This is a genomic window from Flectobacillus major DSM 103 (genome assembly GCF_000427405.1).
Lineage (GTDB): Bacteria > Bacteroidota > Bacteroidia > Cytophagales > Spirosomataceae > Flectobacillus > Flectobacillus major.
Map to the genome: position 1 here is coordinate 113,043 of NZ_ATXY01000004.1, position 19,134 is coordinate 132,176.

General features: G+C 36.7%; 13 protein-coding genes. 6 read left to right on the plus strand and 7 right to left on the minus strand.

All coding sequences use genetic code 11. The features are described from left to right. Window positions 1-429: 429 nt before the first annotated feature. A complete protein-coding gene (locus FLEMA_RS67115) occupies window positions 430-1,890 on the minus strand; it encodes an RICIN domain-containing protein (protein WP_052353899.1) in 1,461 nt (486 codons plus the stop codon). 395 nt (window positions 1,891-2,285) lie between these two features. Here FLEMA_RS67115 and FLEMA_RS0101120 point away from each other — a divergent pair, with 395 nt between their 5' ends. Together FLEMA_RS0101120 and FLEMA_RS67120 are read left to right on the plus strand one after the other, a co-directional pair. Continuing rightward, entirely contained in the window at window positions 2,286-2,831 is a 546-nt protein-coding gene (locus FLEMA_RS0101120; protein ID WP_026993865.1) for a hypothetical protein, read from the plus strand. A 145-nt stretch (window positions 2,832-2,976) separates the two neighbouring features. Then, window positions 2,977-5,226, plus strand: coding sequence for a CRTAC1 family protein (locus FLEMA_RS67120; protein WP_044170400.1), 2,250 nt, complete (start codon window positions 2,977-2,979; stop codon window positions 5,224-5,226). A gap of 58 nt (window positions 5,227-5,284) precedes the next feature. Here the strand turns inward: FLEMA_RS67120 and FLEMA_RS0101130 are convergent, their stop codons facing one another. From FLEMA_RS0101130 to FLEMA_RS0101155, 6 genes are all read right to left on the minus strand, one after another. Further along, the gene (locus FLEMA_RS0101130) at window positions 5,285-6,232 is read right to left on the minus strand and encodes a HipA domain-containing protein (RefSeq protein ID WP_026993866.1); all 948 of its coding nucleotides are present in this window, start codon (window positions 6,230-6,232) and stop codon (window positions 5,285-5,287) included. After that, window positions 6,225-6,560: a HipA N-terminal domain-containing protein gene (locus FLEMA_RS0101135; RefSeq protein ID WP_026993867.1), complete on the minus strand. Its 336-nt coding sequence runs from the start codon at window positions 6,558-6,560 to the stop codon at window positions 6,225-6,227. Before FLEMA_RS0101135 ends, FLEMA_RS0101130 begins: the two co-directional genes overlap by 8 nt. Then, entirely contained in the window at window positions 6,553-6,759 is a 207-nt protein-coding gene (locus tag FLEMA_RS0101140; protein ID WP_026993868.1) for a helix-turn-helix transcriptional regulator, read from the minus strand. Before FLEMA_RS0101140 ends, FLEMA_RS0101135 begins: the two co-directional genes overlap by 8 nt. Window positions 6,760-6,925: 166 nt before the next feature. Beyond that, entirely contained in the window at window positions 6,926-8,485 is a 1,560-nt protein-coding gene (locus FLEMA_RS0101145) for a hypothetical protein (protein ID WP_026993869.1), read from the minus strand. Beyond that, entirely contained in the window at window positions 8,482-9,417 is a 936-nt protein-coding gene (locus FLEMA_RS0101150) for a hypothetical protein (RefSeq protein ID WP_026993870.1), read from the minus strand. The genes FLEMA_RS0101145 and FLEMA_RS0101150 overlap by 4 nt, the downstream gene beginning before the upstream one ends. Before the next feature lie 11 nt (window positions 9,418-9,428). Further along, window positions 9,429-10,460 carry a hypothetical protein gene (locus FLEMA_RS0101155; protein WP_026993871.1) on the minus strand — a complete coding sequence of 344 codons (1,032 nt, stop codon included), beginning with the start codon at window positions 10,458-10,460 and terminating at the stop codon, window positions 9,429-9,431. Between the two features lie 700 nt (window positions 10,461-11,160). On the opposite strand from FLEMA_RS0101155, the gene FLEMA_RS0101160 reads away from it, so the two are divergent. The 4 genes from FLEMA_RS0101160 (at window position 11,161) to FLEMA_RS0101175 (ending at window position 18,928) form a co-directional block, all read left to right on the plus strand. Further along, on the plus strand, window positions 11,161-13,554 hold the full coding sequence (locus FLEMA_RS0101160) for a TonB-dependent receptor (RefSeq protein WP_026993872.1): 2,394 nt from the start codon (window positions 11,161-11,163) through the stop codon (window positions 13,552-13,554). A gap of 12 nt (window positions 13,555-13,566) precedes the next feature. After that, window positions 13,567-16,023: a TonB-dependent receptor gene (locus tag FLEMA_RS0101165; RefSeq protein ID WP_026993873.1), complete on the plus strand. Its 2,457-nt coding sequence runs from the start codon at window positions 13,567-13,569 to the stop codon at window positions 16,021-16,023. A 1-nt stretch (window position 16,024) separates the two neighbouring features. Further along, window positions 16,025-17,170 carry a PepSY-associated TM helix domain-containing protein gene (locus FLEMA_RS67125; RefSeq protein WP_052353901.1) on the plus strand — a complete coding sequence of 382 codons (1,146 nt, stop codon included), beginning with the start codon at window positions 16,025-16,027 and terminating at the stop codon, window positions 17,168-17,170. Between the two features lie 468 nt (window positions 17,171-17,638). Beyond that, window positions 17,639-18,928 carry a DUF4861 family protein gene (locus FLEMA_RS0101175; RefSeq protein WP_026993874.1) on the plus strand — a complete coding sequence of 430 codons (1,290 nt, stop codon included), beginning with the start codon at window positions 17,639-17,641 and terminating at the stop codon, window positions 18,926-18,928. The last annotated feature ends 206 nt before the right edge of the window (window positions 18,929-19,134 follow it).

Sequence of the window (19,134 nt, forward strand, 5' to 3'; positions counted from 1 at the left end):
CGCTTGCGGAATTTACACGTATTTCGATATACGTATTCAAAGAAAAACCTTTTTCCACTTAAATCACCTTTTTCAAATAGTACAATTGTAATAGGTTGTAGGGGTATATCTTCAGGTATTTTTCCTGATTTTGGAAGATAAAATAGTTGTTTTTTTTCGTCAATACAGCGGTTTTTTTTTCAAAAACAGGATAAACTAGGATATTACTCTTGATAAATATTCGTTACCAAGATACAATTGTTTGCTTTTAGATAAGGGAATTAGGAAGATTAAGGCTCTTTTGGATAGGCTAATTCTGAGAGTATCAAAACCATGATTTAGACAAGGTTGCCAAGTTTTTTTGCAGAGAAAATAAAAAAATCCCTATTAGTAAACCAATACATCTGCCTGCTAATAGGGAAACCGAGTGTTTTATGGGTAAGCGATTGGCTATTGTGTAACCTTCCAGAGTTGATTACTTTCTCCCGAATATTGCCATTGAATAATGTCAGCACCATTGGCAGTACTAGCTCCGCTAACATCCAATACTTTTCCGCTGTGTTTGGCTATTATGGCAAAATTGCCATTGCCAAGATGAGCAAATGCAAATTTTTGGTTTGCTCCGCCATAGTAATCCCACTGGTTGAGGTAAGGCCCGTTTTGTGTGGCTGTTTCTCCACCATTTACATCCAACGCTTTGCCACTATGTACAGGTGTAATTCTATAAATACCAGCCTCAACACTTTGGAGTAACCATTTCTGATTGTCGGTGTTTGACCACGTCCATTGTTGTAGTTTGGCACCGTTGTTAGTAGCAGAAACACCACCGTTTATATCCAGTACTTTATTGCTATTGGCCGATGTGATTTTGTAGGTAGCATTGTTAGCAATAGCAATACTGTTCCAAGCAAACTGAATTTTGGCTAGTGCTGTAACATTATTGATATTCATTGTACTGCCATTGTAGTTATAAAGGCTATAGCTATCGCCATTGCGTAATCCAGGCCAGTAAACCCCGCCCATTTGGTTAGCTTGTATTTTGTTGGTAATGCCTTGCAAATAAGCTATCTCAACATCGCCATTGGGACTTGCCAAGTAGTTTTTTCCATTCGTTAAGCTTGTGCCAAATTCAGTTACTACTGTTCGGCTGGCATAACTCCCAACTCTATTCTGTATATGTTGTTCTCGATTAGCGGTGGTAGCCACGTTACTCCCAAACCATGAATAGTCATGGAAGGAAAATAAACAACCTGCAAATTGATTATCGCTTGCTATTTCGGTCACAAATTCGCAGTATCCTCGGCCTCCTAGCAAAATTCTGTCTTTGGGAATAGTAGAATACTGTGTCAAAAAACTGGCATATAATTGTTTTAATTCGGTAGCAGTATAGCCGTGCGGCTCATTGAATACCTCAAATAAGACCTGTTCGTTTGTGCCATATTTATTAATAACGGTTTGCCACATATTCCAAAACAAAGTAAGGTTGTCGACCTTACCATCTTTCGATGAATTTCCTTCCCACGGACATAAAATAACTTTCATTCCTTTACTAATTGCCAAGTCTATAGCACCAGTGTAGCTATTCCACCAAGGGTCGAGTACTGTCGGTGGGTTGAGAGGTATTCTGATGGTATTGACACCAATTTTCAAAAAGGCATCTACAATAGGTGTTCCCTTGGTTTGTATGGTAGTATAGCTGTCGTTGAGGGCTGTTCCCGAAAGTAATAGCTTATCATCTACAAAGTTATCTCGACTGTCGGCCCAGTTAACTCCCTGAATAGATGAGGGTATAATGGCAACTCTTGTACTTTCAGGGCTAATACTAGATTTTTCGTCGGTAACTAAGGTACTTTTGCAAGCCCAATGTAGGCCAACACACAGCCCTAATAATAATACAGATTTTTTGTTCATAGTTATCGGTTTGTTTAGAATAGTGAAAAGCTCATAAAGAAGAGCGGTTGATCAATGTCAAAATAATATTTTTGAAATTTTCTTTGTAAAAATAGGACAAAACTAATAATGTATTGAGGGGTATTTTTACAGAACTTGAGGGGTAATTCCATAAAGACTATAATTGGACATAAAAAAGTAATCCAGCCAAAGAAGTTTGAGCTTTTTGTTGCAAAAGGGGTATGATAATGAATTTTTTAAGCTCGGAATCCTACAATTGTTATTCAGCAGGCTTATTTGATACGACTATTTTGGCAAATTCTAGCCTTTCCAATGGAATGGAAGGATAGAATTTGTTGACTGAAAATAAATTATGTGATATTATTTATATAAATTTGTCTATATCTTATAAACCTGTGAAGCAAATCATTAGTATATCGCTCATTGCACTGTTACTATACAATATGTTTAGTACAGGAATTGTGCTGTTATGTTTTGATAAAGAATATTCACATGTAAGTCCTACCGAATTGAACGACGAATTTTTGGAAGTTCGGATTCCTATTTCATTGCCATATACAGCCGACTTTGAGAATACCGCTCCTAGCGAAGCCCTCATCGAATACAAAGGTGATTTTTATAATATTGTTGAGCAACGTTATGCCAACGATACTTTAATCACAAAAATTAAAACTAATCAATCGGCACGAGAAAAATTTGCAGCTTTAGCCAATGAAGTCAATACTGATTTTTCGGATGGCAATACTACCAAACAATCCCCTCAAAAAAGAGCTCTTAATTTTTGTAAGAACCTTCTTTCACAATACCTTCCCAACAAATTATTGACCTTGTCAAAACAGGATATAAGTGTTGTGCCTGCTAATTTTTGTATATTCTCTTATCTTGTAGTTTTTCCTAATAGTTCTTTAGAAATAGTATCGCCCCCGCCCAGGCTTATTTAACATCTTCTTATCGAGACAATCATTTGTTCAGCACATTATTGCATTGAACAGCTATGCTATTGTCGACATTTTTTGTTAAATCTATCTATTTCTCTGTTTTTGGGTAAAGGTTTTTCCTACTCCAAAAGCTTTATATAACTATGTAATGAAAACTACCAACCTGTGTCTTATTGCTTTAGCAATAATGGCTGTACTGGCGTGTAAAAAGCAAGAGCCAGACCAAAAAATGCTAGATGTTCTGGACGAAACCAAGCATAAATTTTATCATTATAGGAATAGTTTTTGCCCAGAAGCAAAACTTAGCTTTGTTGATTCTATTTTACAGATTACGCCCAAAAGCGACCTTGAAATACATGTTCGTGGGGCATTTGAGCGGTCAAATATATTGTTGCAACTAGGCGATGCCCAAGCTGCCATACAAACGTTAGTACCTCTTTTAAGTGACGACCGTATACCTTACGGGTTTTTGACAGGTATCAAAGCCAACCTTGGTATGGCTTATTTGCGTGCAGGCGAAATTTCTAACTGTATCAATAATCATGGAGCTGAAATGTGTATTTTCCCTATTAGTAATGGCGGAGTACACAAAAATATGTCGGGTTCAAAAGCCGCTATTGCTTTATATGAAAAAATGCTTGCCAAAAATCCTGATGATTTGGAGTCTCGATGGCTGATTAATATTGCTTATATGACCCTTGGCGAATACCCACAAAGCGTACCTAAACAGTATTTGATTCCTAATTTGGGGCAAAAAGATGAGTACACTATTAAGCCTTTTGAAGATATAGCCATGCAAACGGGGCTTGATACCAAAGACCAAGCTGGAGGAGTGATTATTGAGGATTTTAATAATGATGGGTATGTCGATGTTGTTACCTCAAGCTGGAATATTACCAAAGGGCATTTACATTATTTCAAAAATAATGGCGATGGTACTTTTACAGATGCTAGTGATGTATCCAGATTGAGTAAGTTTACGGGAGGGCTCAATATTACCCAAACCGATTATAATAACGATGGTCTGAAAGATATTTTTGTCGCACGTGGAGCTTGGATGCTTGGTTCGTTTGGCGAACAGCCCAATTCTTTGTTACGCAATAATGGCGATGGTACATTTACCGATGTGACTATAGAAGCGGGCTTACTCTCTTTTCATCCTACTCAAGCGATTACTTGGAACGATTTCAACAACGACGGTTGGCTAGACTTGTTTATTGGCAATGAAACCAGTGATGATTTGGTAGGACACCCTTGCGAGCTGTATCTCAATAACAAAAATGGTACATTCACCGAAATAGCAGCTAAAGCAAAATGTAATCTTACGGCTTTTGTGAAAGGGGTTACCTCTGGCGACTATGATAACGATGGTAGAAATGATATTTTTATTTCGGCCATGAATGGACGACAAGTATTGTTGAAAAATACCCTTTCAAAAGGACAAATCAGCTTTGAAGATGTTACCGCCAAAGCAGGCCTAAACGATGAAAATCATAGTACTTTTCCTACGTGGTTTTGGGACTATGACAACGACGGCTGGCTCGATATCTTTATCTGTGACTATACTTTCCAAACTACCTTGGGTGTGTATGCTGCCAAAGAAAGTTTAGGTAAGACCGAGAAGTTTACGGGACAACCTTTCTTGTACCACAACAATCATGATGGTACTTTTAGCAATGTTACCAAGCAAATAGGCCTAAATAAAACGGCATACGCGATGGGGTCTAATTTTGGAGATATAGATAATGACGGTTTTTTGGACATATATTTAGGAACAGGTAATCCTAATTATCAATCGTTAGTTCCTAACAAAATGTTTAAAAATATGGCAGGGAAAAAATTTGCTGATGTAACTACCTCGGGGCGTGTAGGTAGCTTACAAAAAGGCCACGGTGTTGCCTTTGCAGATTTAGATAACGATGGCGACCAAGATGTATTTATAGAAATGGGTGGAGCTTATGAAGGCGACTCGTATCAAAACTCTCTTTTTAAAAACCCCGGGCAAAACAATAATAGTTGGCTGTCGCTTCAGCTAGAAGGTGTGCAGGCCAATAAAGCTGCTATTGGTAGTAAAGTCAAAATTACTTTTATAGAAAATGGGAAAAAAAGGAGTGTTTTCCGAGATGTCAATTCAGGTGGAAGTTTTGGCTCATCTCCTCTCAAACGAGAAATTGGACTTGGCCAAGCTAACGTTATAGACGAAATCGAGATTAAATGGAATGGAAGTGGCCGTACTCAGAAATTCACTAATATCAAGGTGAATCAGTGTCTTAAATTGAAAGAAGGGGATAAAACTTTTACGAAAGTGCAGTTAAAATCTTTTTACTTTAAGAACAAAGCTGATAAAGACTTGAAAATATGTTTAAATACAGCTCAAAATAATGCTGTGACTCCTTAAAATAGCTTTTATCCAATCGGAATAAAGTTTTCTATTCCGATTGGATACCCCCCGACTCCTAGCCCAATGATAGCTCAATCTGCTTGGCTCGATAAACTAATAGATTTTGATAGGCTTTTTTTTGTGGTTCTTCCAAAAAGCTTATTTGTATCAAGGCCATCATTTGAGGCAATTTTTGTTGAAATTTGATATATATCCTTTCTCTGGATTTTGCTGGAATTTGTAAGGTATCGGCAAGTTGATCAAAATCTAACCTTTTCAAGCGATTTTTTTTGCCATTAATGGTCAAGGCCATTTCTTCCAAATCTTCGGGAATTGCTAGTTTAGTCGAGAGTAAGTCGTAGGCAGGAGCTAGCTGTATTTCACTATTGGAGGTTTTCAATAACGAAAAGTTTTTGAGGTGCATATCGGCATTACCCGTTAAAAAGCAAAAAATACTTAACTCAAAAAAACTCAGTGTATCCAAACCACTATTGGTACTAAATTTTCGGATATGCTTGCCTACTTTTTCCATCGATGCCCTGTATTTATGTTCGGTAAGGGTTTCGGTCAACTGGCAAAGGTCTTCTACATGAATTTTTTGCCCATTATGTCTGTCAAACCGCTTGGTCAAATAGGCCAATTCGCCCGAAACTAGGCGAATTAATGTATGTTCGGCTGCTTTGATACCACAAAGGGTGGCCAATTTCATAGTCAAATCTTCATTTTCGGGTAATTGCTCATAGGCTTCAGTTGGTGGTTTCAAGATATAATCACCCCAAAGCCCTACAATGGTAAAGCGACTTTGTTGATTGTTGATTTTCTCCAAATTGAGCGAAAGCTTAGGCTGTACACCCGTAACAGCAATGCTTTTGATAATGATTTGCTGTGCCATCTGGCCAAGGTCGGCTTTTCCAAAAGCCAATGTTGGAGGAATACTTGTTCCGAAAAATTTCTTTGAACATTTGGGATGAAAATCTTTTTCGCCCTTATTCAAAGGTTCGTAGCAATACAAACATTTATTCATCGCTATCGGTTTTTAGTGCTTTGATACTTACCGCCCCAATGCAGTCGCTACAAACCGACAATAATAATCCCATACGGTCTTTGGGGTTGAGTTTCCAGTTGTCAATAGCAATATTTAATAACCAACCTTCGGGAATAAGGCCATCGAAAAAAGGAAATAAAATTTTGCTAAAATACCTTTCATGGCTCAATGGTAATGTTAGTGAAATATCTTGAGGGTGAGGCTGTTGTAAGTATAAATCGTCGTACTGGAAAGTATAGCCATCTTCGTTTTCCTGAATAATACCAGCCAATATATCCTGATAAAAAACCTGTCCTGCCCTATTCATCGGATACCTCCTTTTTGATAACACCTACTTCACTGCCAAACAAATCTAATACCTGATTTACTTTGTCGAGCCGAAGGGTTCGTTTTCCTTGTTCTAGATCACGAATAAAACGCAAGCCTACACCTGCTTTTTCGGCCAAATCAATTTGTGTTAATCCTAAGCGTTTTCTTTTTTCTTTGATAAATGGAGCTATTTTCATAAAACTATACCCAATAGGGTATATTTATAAACTTATATTTATTTTTATACCTTTTAGGGTATAAAAATAGTAAAACAACTCATATTTATACCCCCAAGGGTATAAATATTATTAAAAAAGAGGCATAAAATGATTAGACCACTCTACACCTCTTTTGTTGTGTGTGCTATTGTTTATAAGAAGGAACGTGTTTTAGACTGTCTTTAACACATGTATTTCCTTCAAAACAGCCTTGATTTTCTTTAATCAATACCTGCCAATATACATCTTTTTGTTCTTTGTAATGCTTTGCAATATCTGTTGGGTTTTTTTGAAAAATAATATCAATAATCTCCTTGGAAGACTTACCTTTTATTTTTTGTTTGCTAATAATGCCCAAATCGTTTTGATTCAATTCTGAATTGGGTTTAGGATTCAGATTTGGAACCGTAGGTTGAGGTGTTTCAGGAGGTATCTGAGTAGTTTTTTTTACAGCAATTGGTTGTACTTTGTTATCGGTATTAAACCAAGTGAAATACACGACTGTACTTATCCATAATATGGTCAATAACGCTGTCAAACGCTTAAATAAGCCTATTTTGCGTTTAAGATTATAATTGCTGTTGTCGTAGACCACTTCATGACTTTCTGGTTGAGTAGTTGTTGTGGGTTGTAGCGTTTCAATTCGTAATTGTGAGTTTCCTTTCGTTTTTGGGATTTTATTAGTAAAGCGTGGCTGTTTTACTTCGTTGATACTACTGATAAAAATCTGTTTATTCTCATTGTACAACTTTTGAACATACTCAAGGTTTTGACCAGAATTTAGCTTTTTGATATATTCATCGATTTGCTTGGCAAATAGCGAGTAATATTCCTCAATTTTATGAAGGTTGTTTTTGGATTCGTTTAAATTTTGCTCGTTCTCCAAATGTATTTTTGTATTATTTTCTATTTGAAGCCTTAAATCGTTAACGAGCCTTTTTTTGTCGTTTTCTAATTGTTGTTTTTCATTGCCAAATTCGGAAATAGAATGCTGAATTTTCTGTTTTCGTTCTTGTTGCTGGGTTTCAATGGCCAAGTCAAAGTCTTTACTTTTAATCCATTGAAATATGCCTCTTTGGTGTACAAACTCTATGACCTCACTGTTATCGGTAAAATAAATCGTATCGTAAATATTGAGTAGAGTAAGAGAAGATGCAAACAGATAGGGTAGTCTATCTGTTTTGACGCTGGTATATACAACCAAGTTTTTCCCCGTGAATGTATCGAAATTAATGTCGTCAATAGGTTTTAAAAGCGAAGATACCTTGTCGAAGTCTTTAGGCTTTGACACCGAAAGGTTATCTGAATGAGTAACAGTAATCGTGTCCTTTATTGTATTTTTGGCAACTATAGTTTCATTGAAGTCATTAATTAGACTGGTAGTCAAATTTTCTTCTGCTATATCATTGATATACAAAATACTTGAGCCAATAAAAGTTCCGCTTCTATCAGAGTTGGGTTCTTTTGCGTAGTTATAAACAGCGTACGAGATAGCACTGATTCCATTGATATTTTCTTTTCTAATGGCATATATTTTGGCCTTAGGCAATAGTTTTATAGCATTAGTATTCAAGTCAAATGTTTTAACTCCTTTGGTAATATCTCTGATATTCGTCGAGTTTTTATTGATGTCATAAAAACTTTGTCGAAATCCATTAGGATTTCCAAATGTTCCAAATGCTATTAAATATATATTGTTGTTCATGAATTTTTTATGCTGAATTTAATTCGTTCCCAAAATGTTCCTTCATAATCTAAATCATAACCTACAATACTTCTATAGAGCCATTTAGACAATACCTCGGCAGTAGCTAGGCTCAAAATTTTGATTCTTTCTTCGCCATTGATACTTGTCAATTCTCCAATAGTATAAAACGATTTACTAAATTCGTAGGTATCTATAGCTTTATTGGTAATTGGTAAGTTATCAGCTATAAATTCATCTAGTTCGTTGGTATGAGCCACCTCCAATTTACCCGATTTATCCCATTTAGAAATCACTAAAATAATGTTGATAGATTGTAGTGTTTTTTCTTTTTTGTGAAGTTCATTCAAAAACTCATAGATAAAAGTGTCCTCTTTGTGGGCATTGTCACGGCTTGTCACAATAATAATAGTCAAAGGGATTTTGGCACTTAAATAAGTATCTATACTGCTATGGAATTTGCCACCTCTTCTGATTTCATAATTATTATCGCCAGCCGTTTCAAGAAATGTCAAATTGATTGGCGGAACTTTTTTAGATTTATTATTAGGTTCAAAAATAAAATCTAACCTTGTTACTTGGTCTTTGGTGGTTCTATTAGGAAAAATCCCTTTTCTAATATTATCAAAAAAATCTGATAACAATATCATGGCATCTCTTGAATTGGGGGTACTTAGGTTGGGTCGTAAAACACCTGCCTGAGAGTTCAAGAAATATAACATTGAAGACAATATGACAGACTTGCCAGAGGATGCACTCCCAAAAAATAAAACAAAGTTGCTGTCTTTATTTTTTAATTCATTAGAATTAGGTTTTGCTAAGGGTACAAAATCGGTGTTGTCTTGTTGTTTAGTATCAAAATTCAATGGTTTTAATGTATCGTCAGCCTCATCAAATGACAATGGCTTGAGTTCTTCGTTATCGTTGCTCATACTCGAAAATATTAATTGTTGGGAATAAATGTTTTACCTTTTCTTTTGCCAAGCCCTCCTTGATGATGATTACTGTTTTCAGAAGAAGTAATCAAAAGAATAATGATAACGATTACAAAGTCAAGTAAAATACAACCTAAAAAAACCACAAATTGATACATTCCAAAGTTGGTAATGGCATGATTAAAGGCATAACCGATTTTGCCGACTTCTTGGGTTTTTGATATAACAGGCTCAAACTTTAGTTTTTCTGCTCCTAAAATAGCATTAGCTCGATTGCCTAATTTATTGTATTCGGTCAAGGATTTATCTATTTGGCCCTGAGCAGTACTATTGATTTCATTTTCGGGTAGTAATAAAGTATTTTGAATATCGGTATTCCATTTTACTGAAGCATTGTGAATATCGGTCATGATATTTTTTTCCTCTGGGGTCAAGTTATAGACCATTTCTATAATTTGTTGTTCCATACGGTTGGCCAAGTCCTCGTACCCACTTGGGTTATTACTAATGGGCGTTAATGGTGTGATTTTTTTACCCAGAAGTTGTTCTATTCTGCTAATAATCTGTTTTGCTTCAGCTCCTATTCCTTTATTTTTGGGGTCGGTTATTTGAATCTTCAAAAGATTTATTTCACTGCGGATAGCCTGTCTGGTTTTGGCATCGGCCACAGAGTAATTTAGGTTAGACTCGACCGCCGTTTCTAGGTTATTGAATTTTTCGTTAATGCTTCTTAACTCCGTTGTATATATGTCGGTTTTCATAAACCTAGTATATAGGGCATTAAAGTTGGCTATAAAGCAAAAAGAGGCTATAAAAATATAAATACCTATAAGGCTTGTTGTTGATTTTCCTTCAAGCTTTGCGTTTCTGATAACCCACAACAAGAATAATAACAGAAGAGAAAGCACCAGTGCTATTACAAATGAGGCAGAGCCAAAAATCTGCTCTAAGCCTAGCCAAGTTTGGTAAAAACTTACACTGATTAAAAGCAAGGCCAATACTGCTAGGAAGAGGTCTGTCGGTGTGATTTGTTTATTCATCAATTTTTTATTTTAATTTATTAATTCACTTCGGGATTGATTTTTTGTTCTAAATAATTTTAAGGAGTCTTTTTGAATGATATATAGCTGTATTTTTTATAAAATACAGCTTTGAGCTTAGGTAAATGTACATGAAAAAGTAGTATAAGAAAAGGGCTTTTCTTAGTTTTTTATAATGTTCAAATACAATCATTTAATATCTAAAACTACTATAGATGCCGAACGTATTAGTTTGGATTATTATTGCTGAAAATGACTATACGCTTCATAAATACTTTTCAGAGATATATTTGGTGAATAAAATGGTAGAGAAGCCTTCTTGATAATACATGCTGAATTGCTCTTAGTATGGGTGTAAACCCATGAAATATGTCTAAGAAAACAAGGTGATGATATCCTGTAGATTTTATTTATGTTACAATTCCTGTATTTATTGTGTTAATTCCAATAAAATACAATATTGTTTATATTTATTCTAAATAACTTGCGTCAAGTCTCTAATTTTTAATATACATTTGTGTTATTATTTAAAACAAGTCTAAATAAATATAACGACAGTCAGATAGTTAAACGACTACCTAACTAATCCAAGGAAAATACCCTTATATATTTCTACATCTGGTATCCATTGATACAATCAATGGGGTGGAATCACTTTCACTTTTGAAAAAACAGTTAGTATTTTAAACTAAACAATCAGATGAAATTATTATTTACATGTCTTTTAACAATTTATAGCATTGGCCTTTTTGCTCAAAATGCCACAATCAAGGGCAGAATTAGTACTGCCGATGGCAAACCTGCCGAGTTTGTGAATGTACAATTGAACGGTACTAATAAAGGGACTATCTCGGATATAAACGGAACGTACCGTTTGGAACGGGTAAAAGCTGGAAGCTTTACGATTAAAGTAAGTTTGATTGGTTTGGAAACCAAAGAACAACAGGTAGTAGTAAAAGCTGGGCAGACACTTGTCGTAGATTTCACACTGGTCGAAACAGCCAATCAGTTGCAGGAAGTAGTAGTATCAGCTACCAATAAGTTTGCTCAAAAAGAAACAGATTACGTAGCCCGAATGCCTCTGAAAAACCTCGAAAATCCACAAGCGTATAATGTGGTAAGTAAAGAACTTCTGAAAGAACAACTGGTAACAAGCTTTGACGATGCCATCAAAAATGCACCAGGGGTAAATCGCCTTTGGACAGCCACAGGAAGAGGTGGTGACGGGGCTGGCTATTTCTCGATGCGTGGGTTTTCGGTACAGCCAACTATGATTAATGGCGTAGCTGGTCAAACCAATGGCGGTATTGACCCTGCCAATATTGAGCGTATCGAAAGTATCAAAGGCCCTTCTGGAACACTCTTTGGCAGTAGTTTGATTTCTTTTGGTGGTTTGTTGAATATCGTTACCAAAAAGCCCTACGAAACTTTTGGCGGTGATATTAGCTATTCGATTGGTGGTTATGATTTGAGCCGATTGGCTGTTGATGTCAATACGCCACTTGATAAAGAAAAAACGGCTTTGTTTAGAATCAATGGCTCTACCAATTATCAGGGAAGCTTCCAAGATGCAGGCTTTAAGAAAAGCACTTTTGTAGCCCCAAGCCTTACTTACAAAGTAAATGAGCGTTTGTCGGTGAATATCACTACCGAATACATGACTCAAACAGGAACAAATCCATTGATGATTTTCTTGAACAGGGCTCGCCCGCTTATTGCCAAAACACCTGCCGAGTTACAGTTTAATTATTTCCGCTCATACACAAGTAACGATATTACGATTACCAATAATACCCTTAATATCTTTGGGCAAGCTAATTATAAAATTTCTGACAAATGGACTTCGCAAACGAATATTTCGAGAAGTGTCCGAAAATCAGATGGTTATTATTCGTACATCATGTATTTGCAAACAAGCGATACACTCATTAGCCGCTTGGTAAGCGACCAAACAGCCACAGGAACAACCACCAATATTCAACAAAACTTTATTGGGGATTTCAATATCGGTAAAGTACGCAACCGTTTATTGGCGGGCTTTGATTACCTACATCTTCTTACTCACAACAATAGCACAGCTTATATTTTATTTGACCAAATCAATACCAGTAAAGACAACGACCCTCGTTATGCCTTATTGACACAGCAAGCTTTGGATGCTAAATTGGCCGCCAATACTTCGCCAAGTAAGACTTTGACCGAATCAAAAACTTATAGTGCCTATGTTTCGGATGTATTCAACCTTACAGAGCAGTTGATGGTAATGGCAAGTTTACGTTTTGACCATTTTGAAAACGTTGGTACAACCAACTTTGCTACAGGTGTTACTTCTGGTAATTATAAACAAGATGCTTTTTCGCCAAAATTGGGCGTAGTGTATCAATTGTTGAAAGATAAAGTAGCCGTTTTTGGTAATTATATGAATGGTTTCAGAAATGTATCGCCTGTGATTCAGCCTTTTGCTGATATTGACGGAACTTTCAAGCCTCAACAAGCTAACCAGTACGAAGGGGGTATAAAACTTGACCTTTTGCAGAATCGCCTGAGTTTGACAGCCAGTTACTACGATATTTTGGTCAATAATATGACTCGTTCCGACGTAATTGTGCGTGATGGAAAACAGTATAATGTAACCGTTCAAGATGGTTCACAGAAAAGCAAAGGCGTTGAAATAGACCTAGTTGCCAATCCTATCAACGGCTTCAATGTAATGTTGGGCTATGCTCATAACGACAGCAAGCAAATTAAAGTAGCCGAAAGCTTATTGAACCGCCGCCCTACCAGTGCAGGCCCTGCCGATTTGGTGAATTTTTGGGCAAGCTATACTTTCTTGAAAGGCCAAATAAAAGGCTTAGGCTTGGGCTTTGGCGGAAACTATGCCAGCAAAAATGAAATCACCAACAGCTCTATTACAGGCGTATTTACTTTGCCAAGCTACACCGTGCTGAATGCCACTGTTTTTTATGGAATACAAAAATTCAGAGTTGGGCTAAAAGTTGATAACCTCACCAACAAAGAATATTTCAGTGGTTGGTCAACGGTAGAGCCACAAATGCCTCGTCGCTTAATGGGTAGCGTTACCTTCAAATTTTAACTTTAAACATTCATGAAATTATATTTAACAAGTATCTTCACTTTTCTGAGCCTTGCTGTTTTGGCTCAGAAAAATACCTTATCGGGTAGTATTTCAGACACTAAAAACACAAAACTACCAGGCATCAATGTCATTTTGAAAGGCACAAAGTTTGGTACAAGTACCAATCAAGATGGCTTTTTCTCAATTGCCAACCTCAAAGAAGGAGAATATACTTTACAGCTTTCGGGCATTGGTTACGAAACGGTTTTACAAAAAGTAAAAGTTAGTAATGATAATTCTCCCTTAGCGATTCAGTTGGGCGAATCGCAAACAGAGTTGCAGACGGTCGAAATTACAGGACGAAAAGAAACTGAGTACAAAAATAATACTACATTTATTGGTTCAAAATCGGCAACGGCTTTGAAAGACCTGCCGCAATCTATCAGTTATGTTACCAAAGAGTTGATTCAAGACCAAGCGGCTTTTCGGGTAAATGATATTGTGAAAAACATGAGTGGTGTAAGTCAGTTTTCATTTTATAATGACCTGACTATCAGAGGACACCGTGTGGCAGGAAATGATAATTATTCGATGTTGGTAAACGGAATGCGTGCTTTTACAAGTTTTTGGAAACAGCAACTCATTCCGCATATCGAACGTGTCGAGGTTATCAAAGGGCCGTCGTCGGCTTTGTTTGGCAATGCAGCGGCTGGTGGTTCGCTGAACCGTGTTACCAAAAAACCTTTAGACGAAAAACGCCAATCGTTCAATATGTCGATGGGTAGTTTCTCTAGTTTCCGTACCACCGCCGATTTTACAGGGCCAATGAATGAAGAGAAAACACTATTATACCGATTGAATTTAGGATACGAAAACTCAGGCTCATTCCGTGATTTACAATTTGAAAAAAATTATATCGTTGCTCCGTCCTTTTCCTTCTTACCCAACAACAAAACCCGTTTAAATTTTGATATTGTTTTACAAAACAGTGATTCTCGCCTTGACAGAGGACAGTCAGTTTTAGGAACTGGTGATTTATATTCAACGCCCATTTCTAAATCATTGAATCGTTCAAATGATTACCTCAAAGAAAACGTATATAATGCTACGATTTCATTAAACCATAAGTTTTCTAATCATGTAAGTTTCAACTCTTCGTTTATGCGTACTTCTTATAACGAAGATTTATTAGAACACCGCTCGGCCAATACGTATGCCAAAGATGCCGCAGGAGCGTTGATTGATACTCAGGTAGAAATGCAGGTTTTTATTCGTAAAAGAACCTTTAATGTCGATAACGTTTCTAATTATTTCAACATTGATTTTGACTTAGGAAAAACTGCTCATAAAGTAGTGTTGGGTTACGACTACGCCCAAGAAGTACAAGTAGCAGGCGGTTCGCAACTCACGGCAAGAGGGTACAGAAACGCTACCAATACAGGAAGTATCAATACCTACGACCCAACCAAAAAAGCCAATTACTTGCTAGATGCCAACGGAAACCCCGTACCCAATGTGGCTCATTATGACCTCACGGCGGCCAATCCTTACTTTTTGGCAGATATAAGCAAATATTTTTTCCAAAGAACCGACTATCCTCCTACTTTTTATTCAACACAAGGTGTGTATTTGCAAGACCAAATTACCTATAAAAAACTGCAAGTACTTTTAGGTTTGCGTCAAGACTATTTTACAGATTTAGAAAATTACAAAACGGCTACCGAAAATAAAGTAACCCAAAAAGCCCTTATTCCAAGATTAGGGCTGGTGTATAGCCTCAATAAAAACGTGAATGCTTACGGCACATTTGTAAAAGGCTATCAACCTCAAACTTCAACCGCCATTTCGAACGTGAATGCTGGTGGGCCATTCGACCCATTGTATAGTACACTTTATGAAGTTGGTGCAAAATCCGATTGGTTTGATAAACGCCTAACGGCCAATGTATCAATTTATCAATTGACAGTTGACGGAGCTTTGTACAATGCAGGCGTAAGTGGGCAGCCCGATTTATTAACGCAAGTAGGACGTGAAGTTTCTAAAGGAATAGAATTGGATGTGATTGGGCAATTGGCTACCAACTGGAATTTGATTGTGAATTATGCCTATAACGATGCCACTTTTACCCAAAGTAAAGACGAAACTTTAATTGGTCGCCAGAAACCAAATGCACCAAAACACCAAGGCAATATCTGGACGAAATACGTTATCGGCAAAGGAAGTTTGAGTGGTTTGGGTATTGGTTTAGGAACAAATTTTGCTACCGAACGTTTGGGTTCAATTGTAGCTGCCAATGCTGAACCGCAAGTAATACCTACCTATCAGCTTTTTTCTGGAGCGATTTACTATAAAATATCTAAATGCCAAATACAATTAAATGCCAATAACCTAACCAATAAAACCTATTGGGTGGGCGGATACGATAAAATCAGAATGTTTCCAGGAGCGCCACGAAGCTGGATGCTGACAATTAACTATACTTTATAATATGAAAAGTATTAAGAAAATTATTGGTCAAATACACCTCTGGCTCGGACTTATCTCTGGGCTAGTGGTTTTTGTGGTGTCTATTACTGGAGCATTGTATGCGTTTCAAGAAGAATTTGACAACGTATCTAAACCCGAATTTTTGTACGTCAACGACTTCGGAAATCATCAGCGGTTAGCTCCAAGTGTGTTATTGGCTAATTTCAAAAAAGCCTATCCCAAAGAAAAGGTAAATCAGTTAAGACTAAAGACAATCCCCGAAAATGCCGCCGCCCTTGTTATTACCCAGAAAAAGAAAGTAATAGCGATGAACCCATTTACAGGAAAAATTCATGGAGAAAGACGACTCGACAGAGATTTTATGACCATTGTGGTACAAATCCATATAAACCTACTATTGGGGCATATCGGCGAAGAAATTATCAAATGGAATACGCTTATCTTTTTTGTGATGTTGCTTTCGGGTTTGTATTTGTGGTTTCCTTCCAAGCGTAATCAATTAAAATCGGCATTCAAGATGAAATGGAATGCTACCCGAAAACGCCTCAATTACGATTTACACAATGTTTGGGGGTTTTACTTCTTATGGATTTTATTGCCGATTACGCTCACGGGACTTTTTTGGGTATTCGACAGCGTGCCAGAGGCTATTTACAAAATTACTAATACCAAAATGACCTACAACAAAAAGGTCAACTCTGTGTACCAACCTCATGCCCCCAAGGCATCAATAGATTCCCTATTTGGAATTGTAAGTACTTATGGCAATTATGCTTCTGCCAACATCCAATTACCCAAAGACAGCATCGGAAATTATCGTTTTGTGATGCGTTATCCTTATCGCTGGGTACGCAAACAAAATACTTTTATTTTCGACCAATATACAGGCAAATTACTCAACCAAGATTTGTACGAAAACTTTACTACCGCCGACAAAATCAGAGTATCCAACTACGATATTCATACTGGACGAATGTTTGGTTTTATCGGTAAATTTTTAGCCCTTTTTGCAGGACTTTTCGGAGCAAGTTTGCCCATTACAGGCTTTTATATTTGGTGGGGAAAACGACGAAAAAAAACTCATTCTACACAAACAAATCGTATAACTATTCCTAGAATAAAGCCTACGGATTTTGTTGTTAAATAGTTGATTGTAAATATATTATAATGCTTTGTGTTTAATAATGTAAAAAGTTACAGCGTTATACGATGCTAGCAAGAGTATCACAGAAAAACTTTGTCAATACCCTAGGATACTTCGTATAACGCAGTTTCATAAAAGCCTAAAAAGTAAGATTTTACACCTGTCAAAAATAAAATCTATCCTCCAAGTGACCTCTCCCTTTCAAAGATGTGTTTCTTGAAGTCGTACAACTGCTAGTCGAAAAATCAGGTTGAAAGCCCTGTAACACTGTTCACAATTAGGATTTTGGGGTTTCCTCAATAAGTATTTTCTAATAATTAGGGAATTTATGCCGCTGTTACAAAAGTTTGGACAGCTTCTTATGCTATATTTAAAAAAAAATCATTACTTGTACTAAAAAACAGTATTTTGCTAATAGCATAAATACATGACTTTAAAGCGTTAAAACCTGTTTAAATTTTCTGAAATTGTATGAAAAAAATCTCTTTTTTAGCCCTAATCTTATTGGTACGGTTTTCGGTAGTATCGCAAATCGCACATCATCATAGTATTACGGTTGCCAATACCTCAACGATTGATTTAACGGAAAAACCTATTAGTATTACTCGAAAACATTTTGTGTCGCCCATCGAAAAACACCTTTTTCCACAACTTATTGATCAGCATGGAAAAGAAATCCCTTCACAACTTGATGATTTGAATAACGATGGACAATGGGACGAACTATTTTTTGTGGCTGATATTCCTGCTAAAACAACCCTTAAAATAGTGGTTAAATGGCTCAAAACACCTCCCTCCTATCCGATTCGCACAAGTGTTCGATTTGGTAAAAGAATTTCAAAAGATACCCCCGTTCAGGCTCAAACCAGCGATACCTTTTATGCTAATCAATTACCTAAACTAATTGGTTATCAGCCATACCAAACTGATGGCCCTACTTGGGAAAACGATAAAGTGGCTTTTAGACACTATTATGATGGCAGAAATGCCAAAGATTTATTTGGGAAAAGAATTTCTGCTATTTCGCCCGAAAACGTGGGTATTTCAGAAACAGGTGCTGTACAAGACAATTACCATGTATTAAAGGATTGGGGACGAGACATTTTGCCCGTTGGCAATGCCGAAGGGCTTTCGGTAGGCTTGGGTGGTGTTGGGCTGATGGCCGATAACCAACTTTTGCGTGTGGGTGTAACTGCCAACGACACGGTACATACCATTGAATCCACTGATTTTAAGATTGTTACCGAAGGTGCTGTGAAATCAGAAATTGAACTAAAATATCATAATTGGACACCTACAGCCAACAGAACGTACCAGTTAATAGAAAGCCCAACGATTTGGCCCGGTATGTATGCTTATCAAAATACCGTAACATTTGCAGGCTTGGAGGGCGACGAAACGTTGGTGGTTGGATTGCCCAAGGTAGCAACCGAACATGCTGTTACCGAAATAAAACAAGGAAAGTTTATAGCACTTTATACACACGATGCTCAAAGCTACAACAAAGAGTTTATCATAGGTTTAGCGATTATTTTGCCTATCGAAGCCTATCAAGGTTATGGCGAATCGCCCAAAACGGGGTCATTTGCCTTGAGTTATTTTGGAAAATTAAAGGTACAGAACAATACTGCATTACGTTATTATGCCGTAGGCGGTTGGGAATTGTCAGATGATTGTTTCAAGACGGCTCTTTGTTTCGAAACTTATTTGAAGAAATTAATGATGCAACTCAGCACCGATGTACTTGTAAAAGTGCATTAAACTATAATTTCAAACAAGATTTTGTCGGTTTAATCAACTGATAATAAGCAGTATAATAAATTGAGGAATTTTGTGTATCCATAAAATACATTTCTATATTTAATGATGTACAGCGTATTTCGATGTGAATACAGTGATACTCAGTACCTAAATATGCTAAAAGCGAGGCCCTAAGATCTCGCTTTTTTGTTAACATTAATTTAATA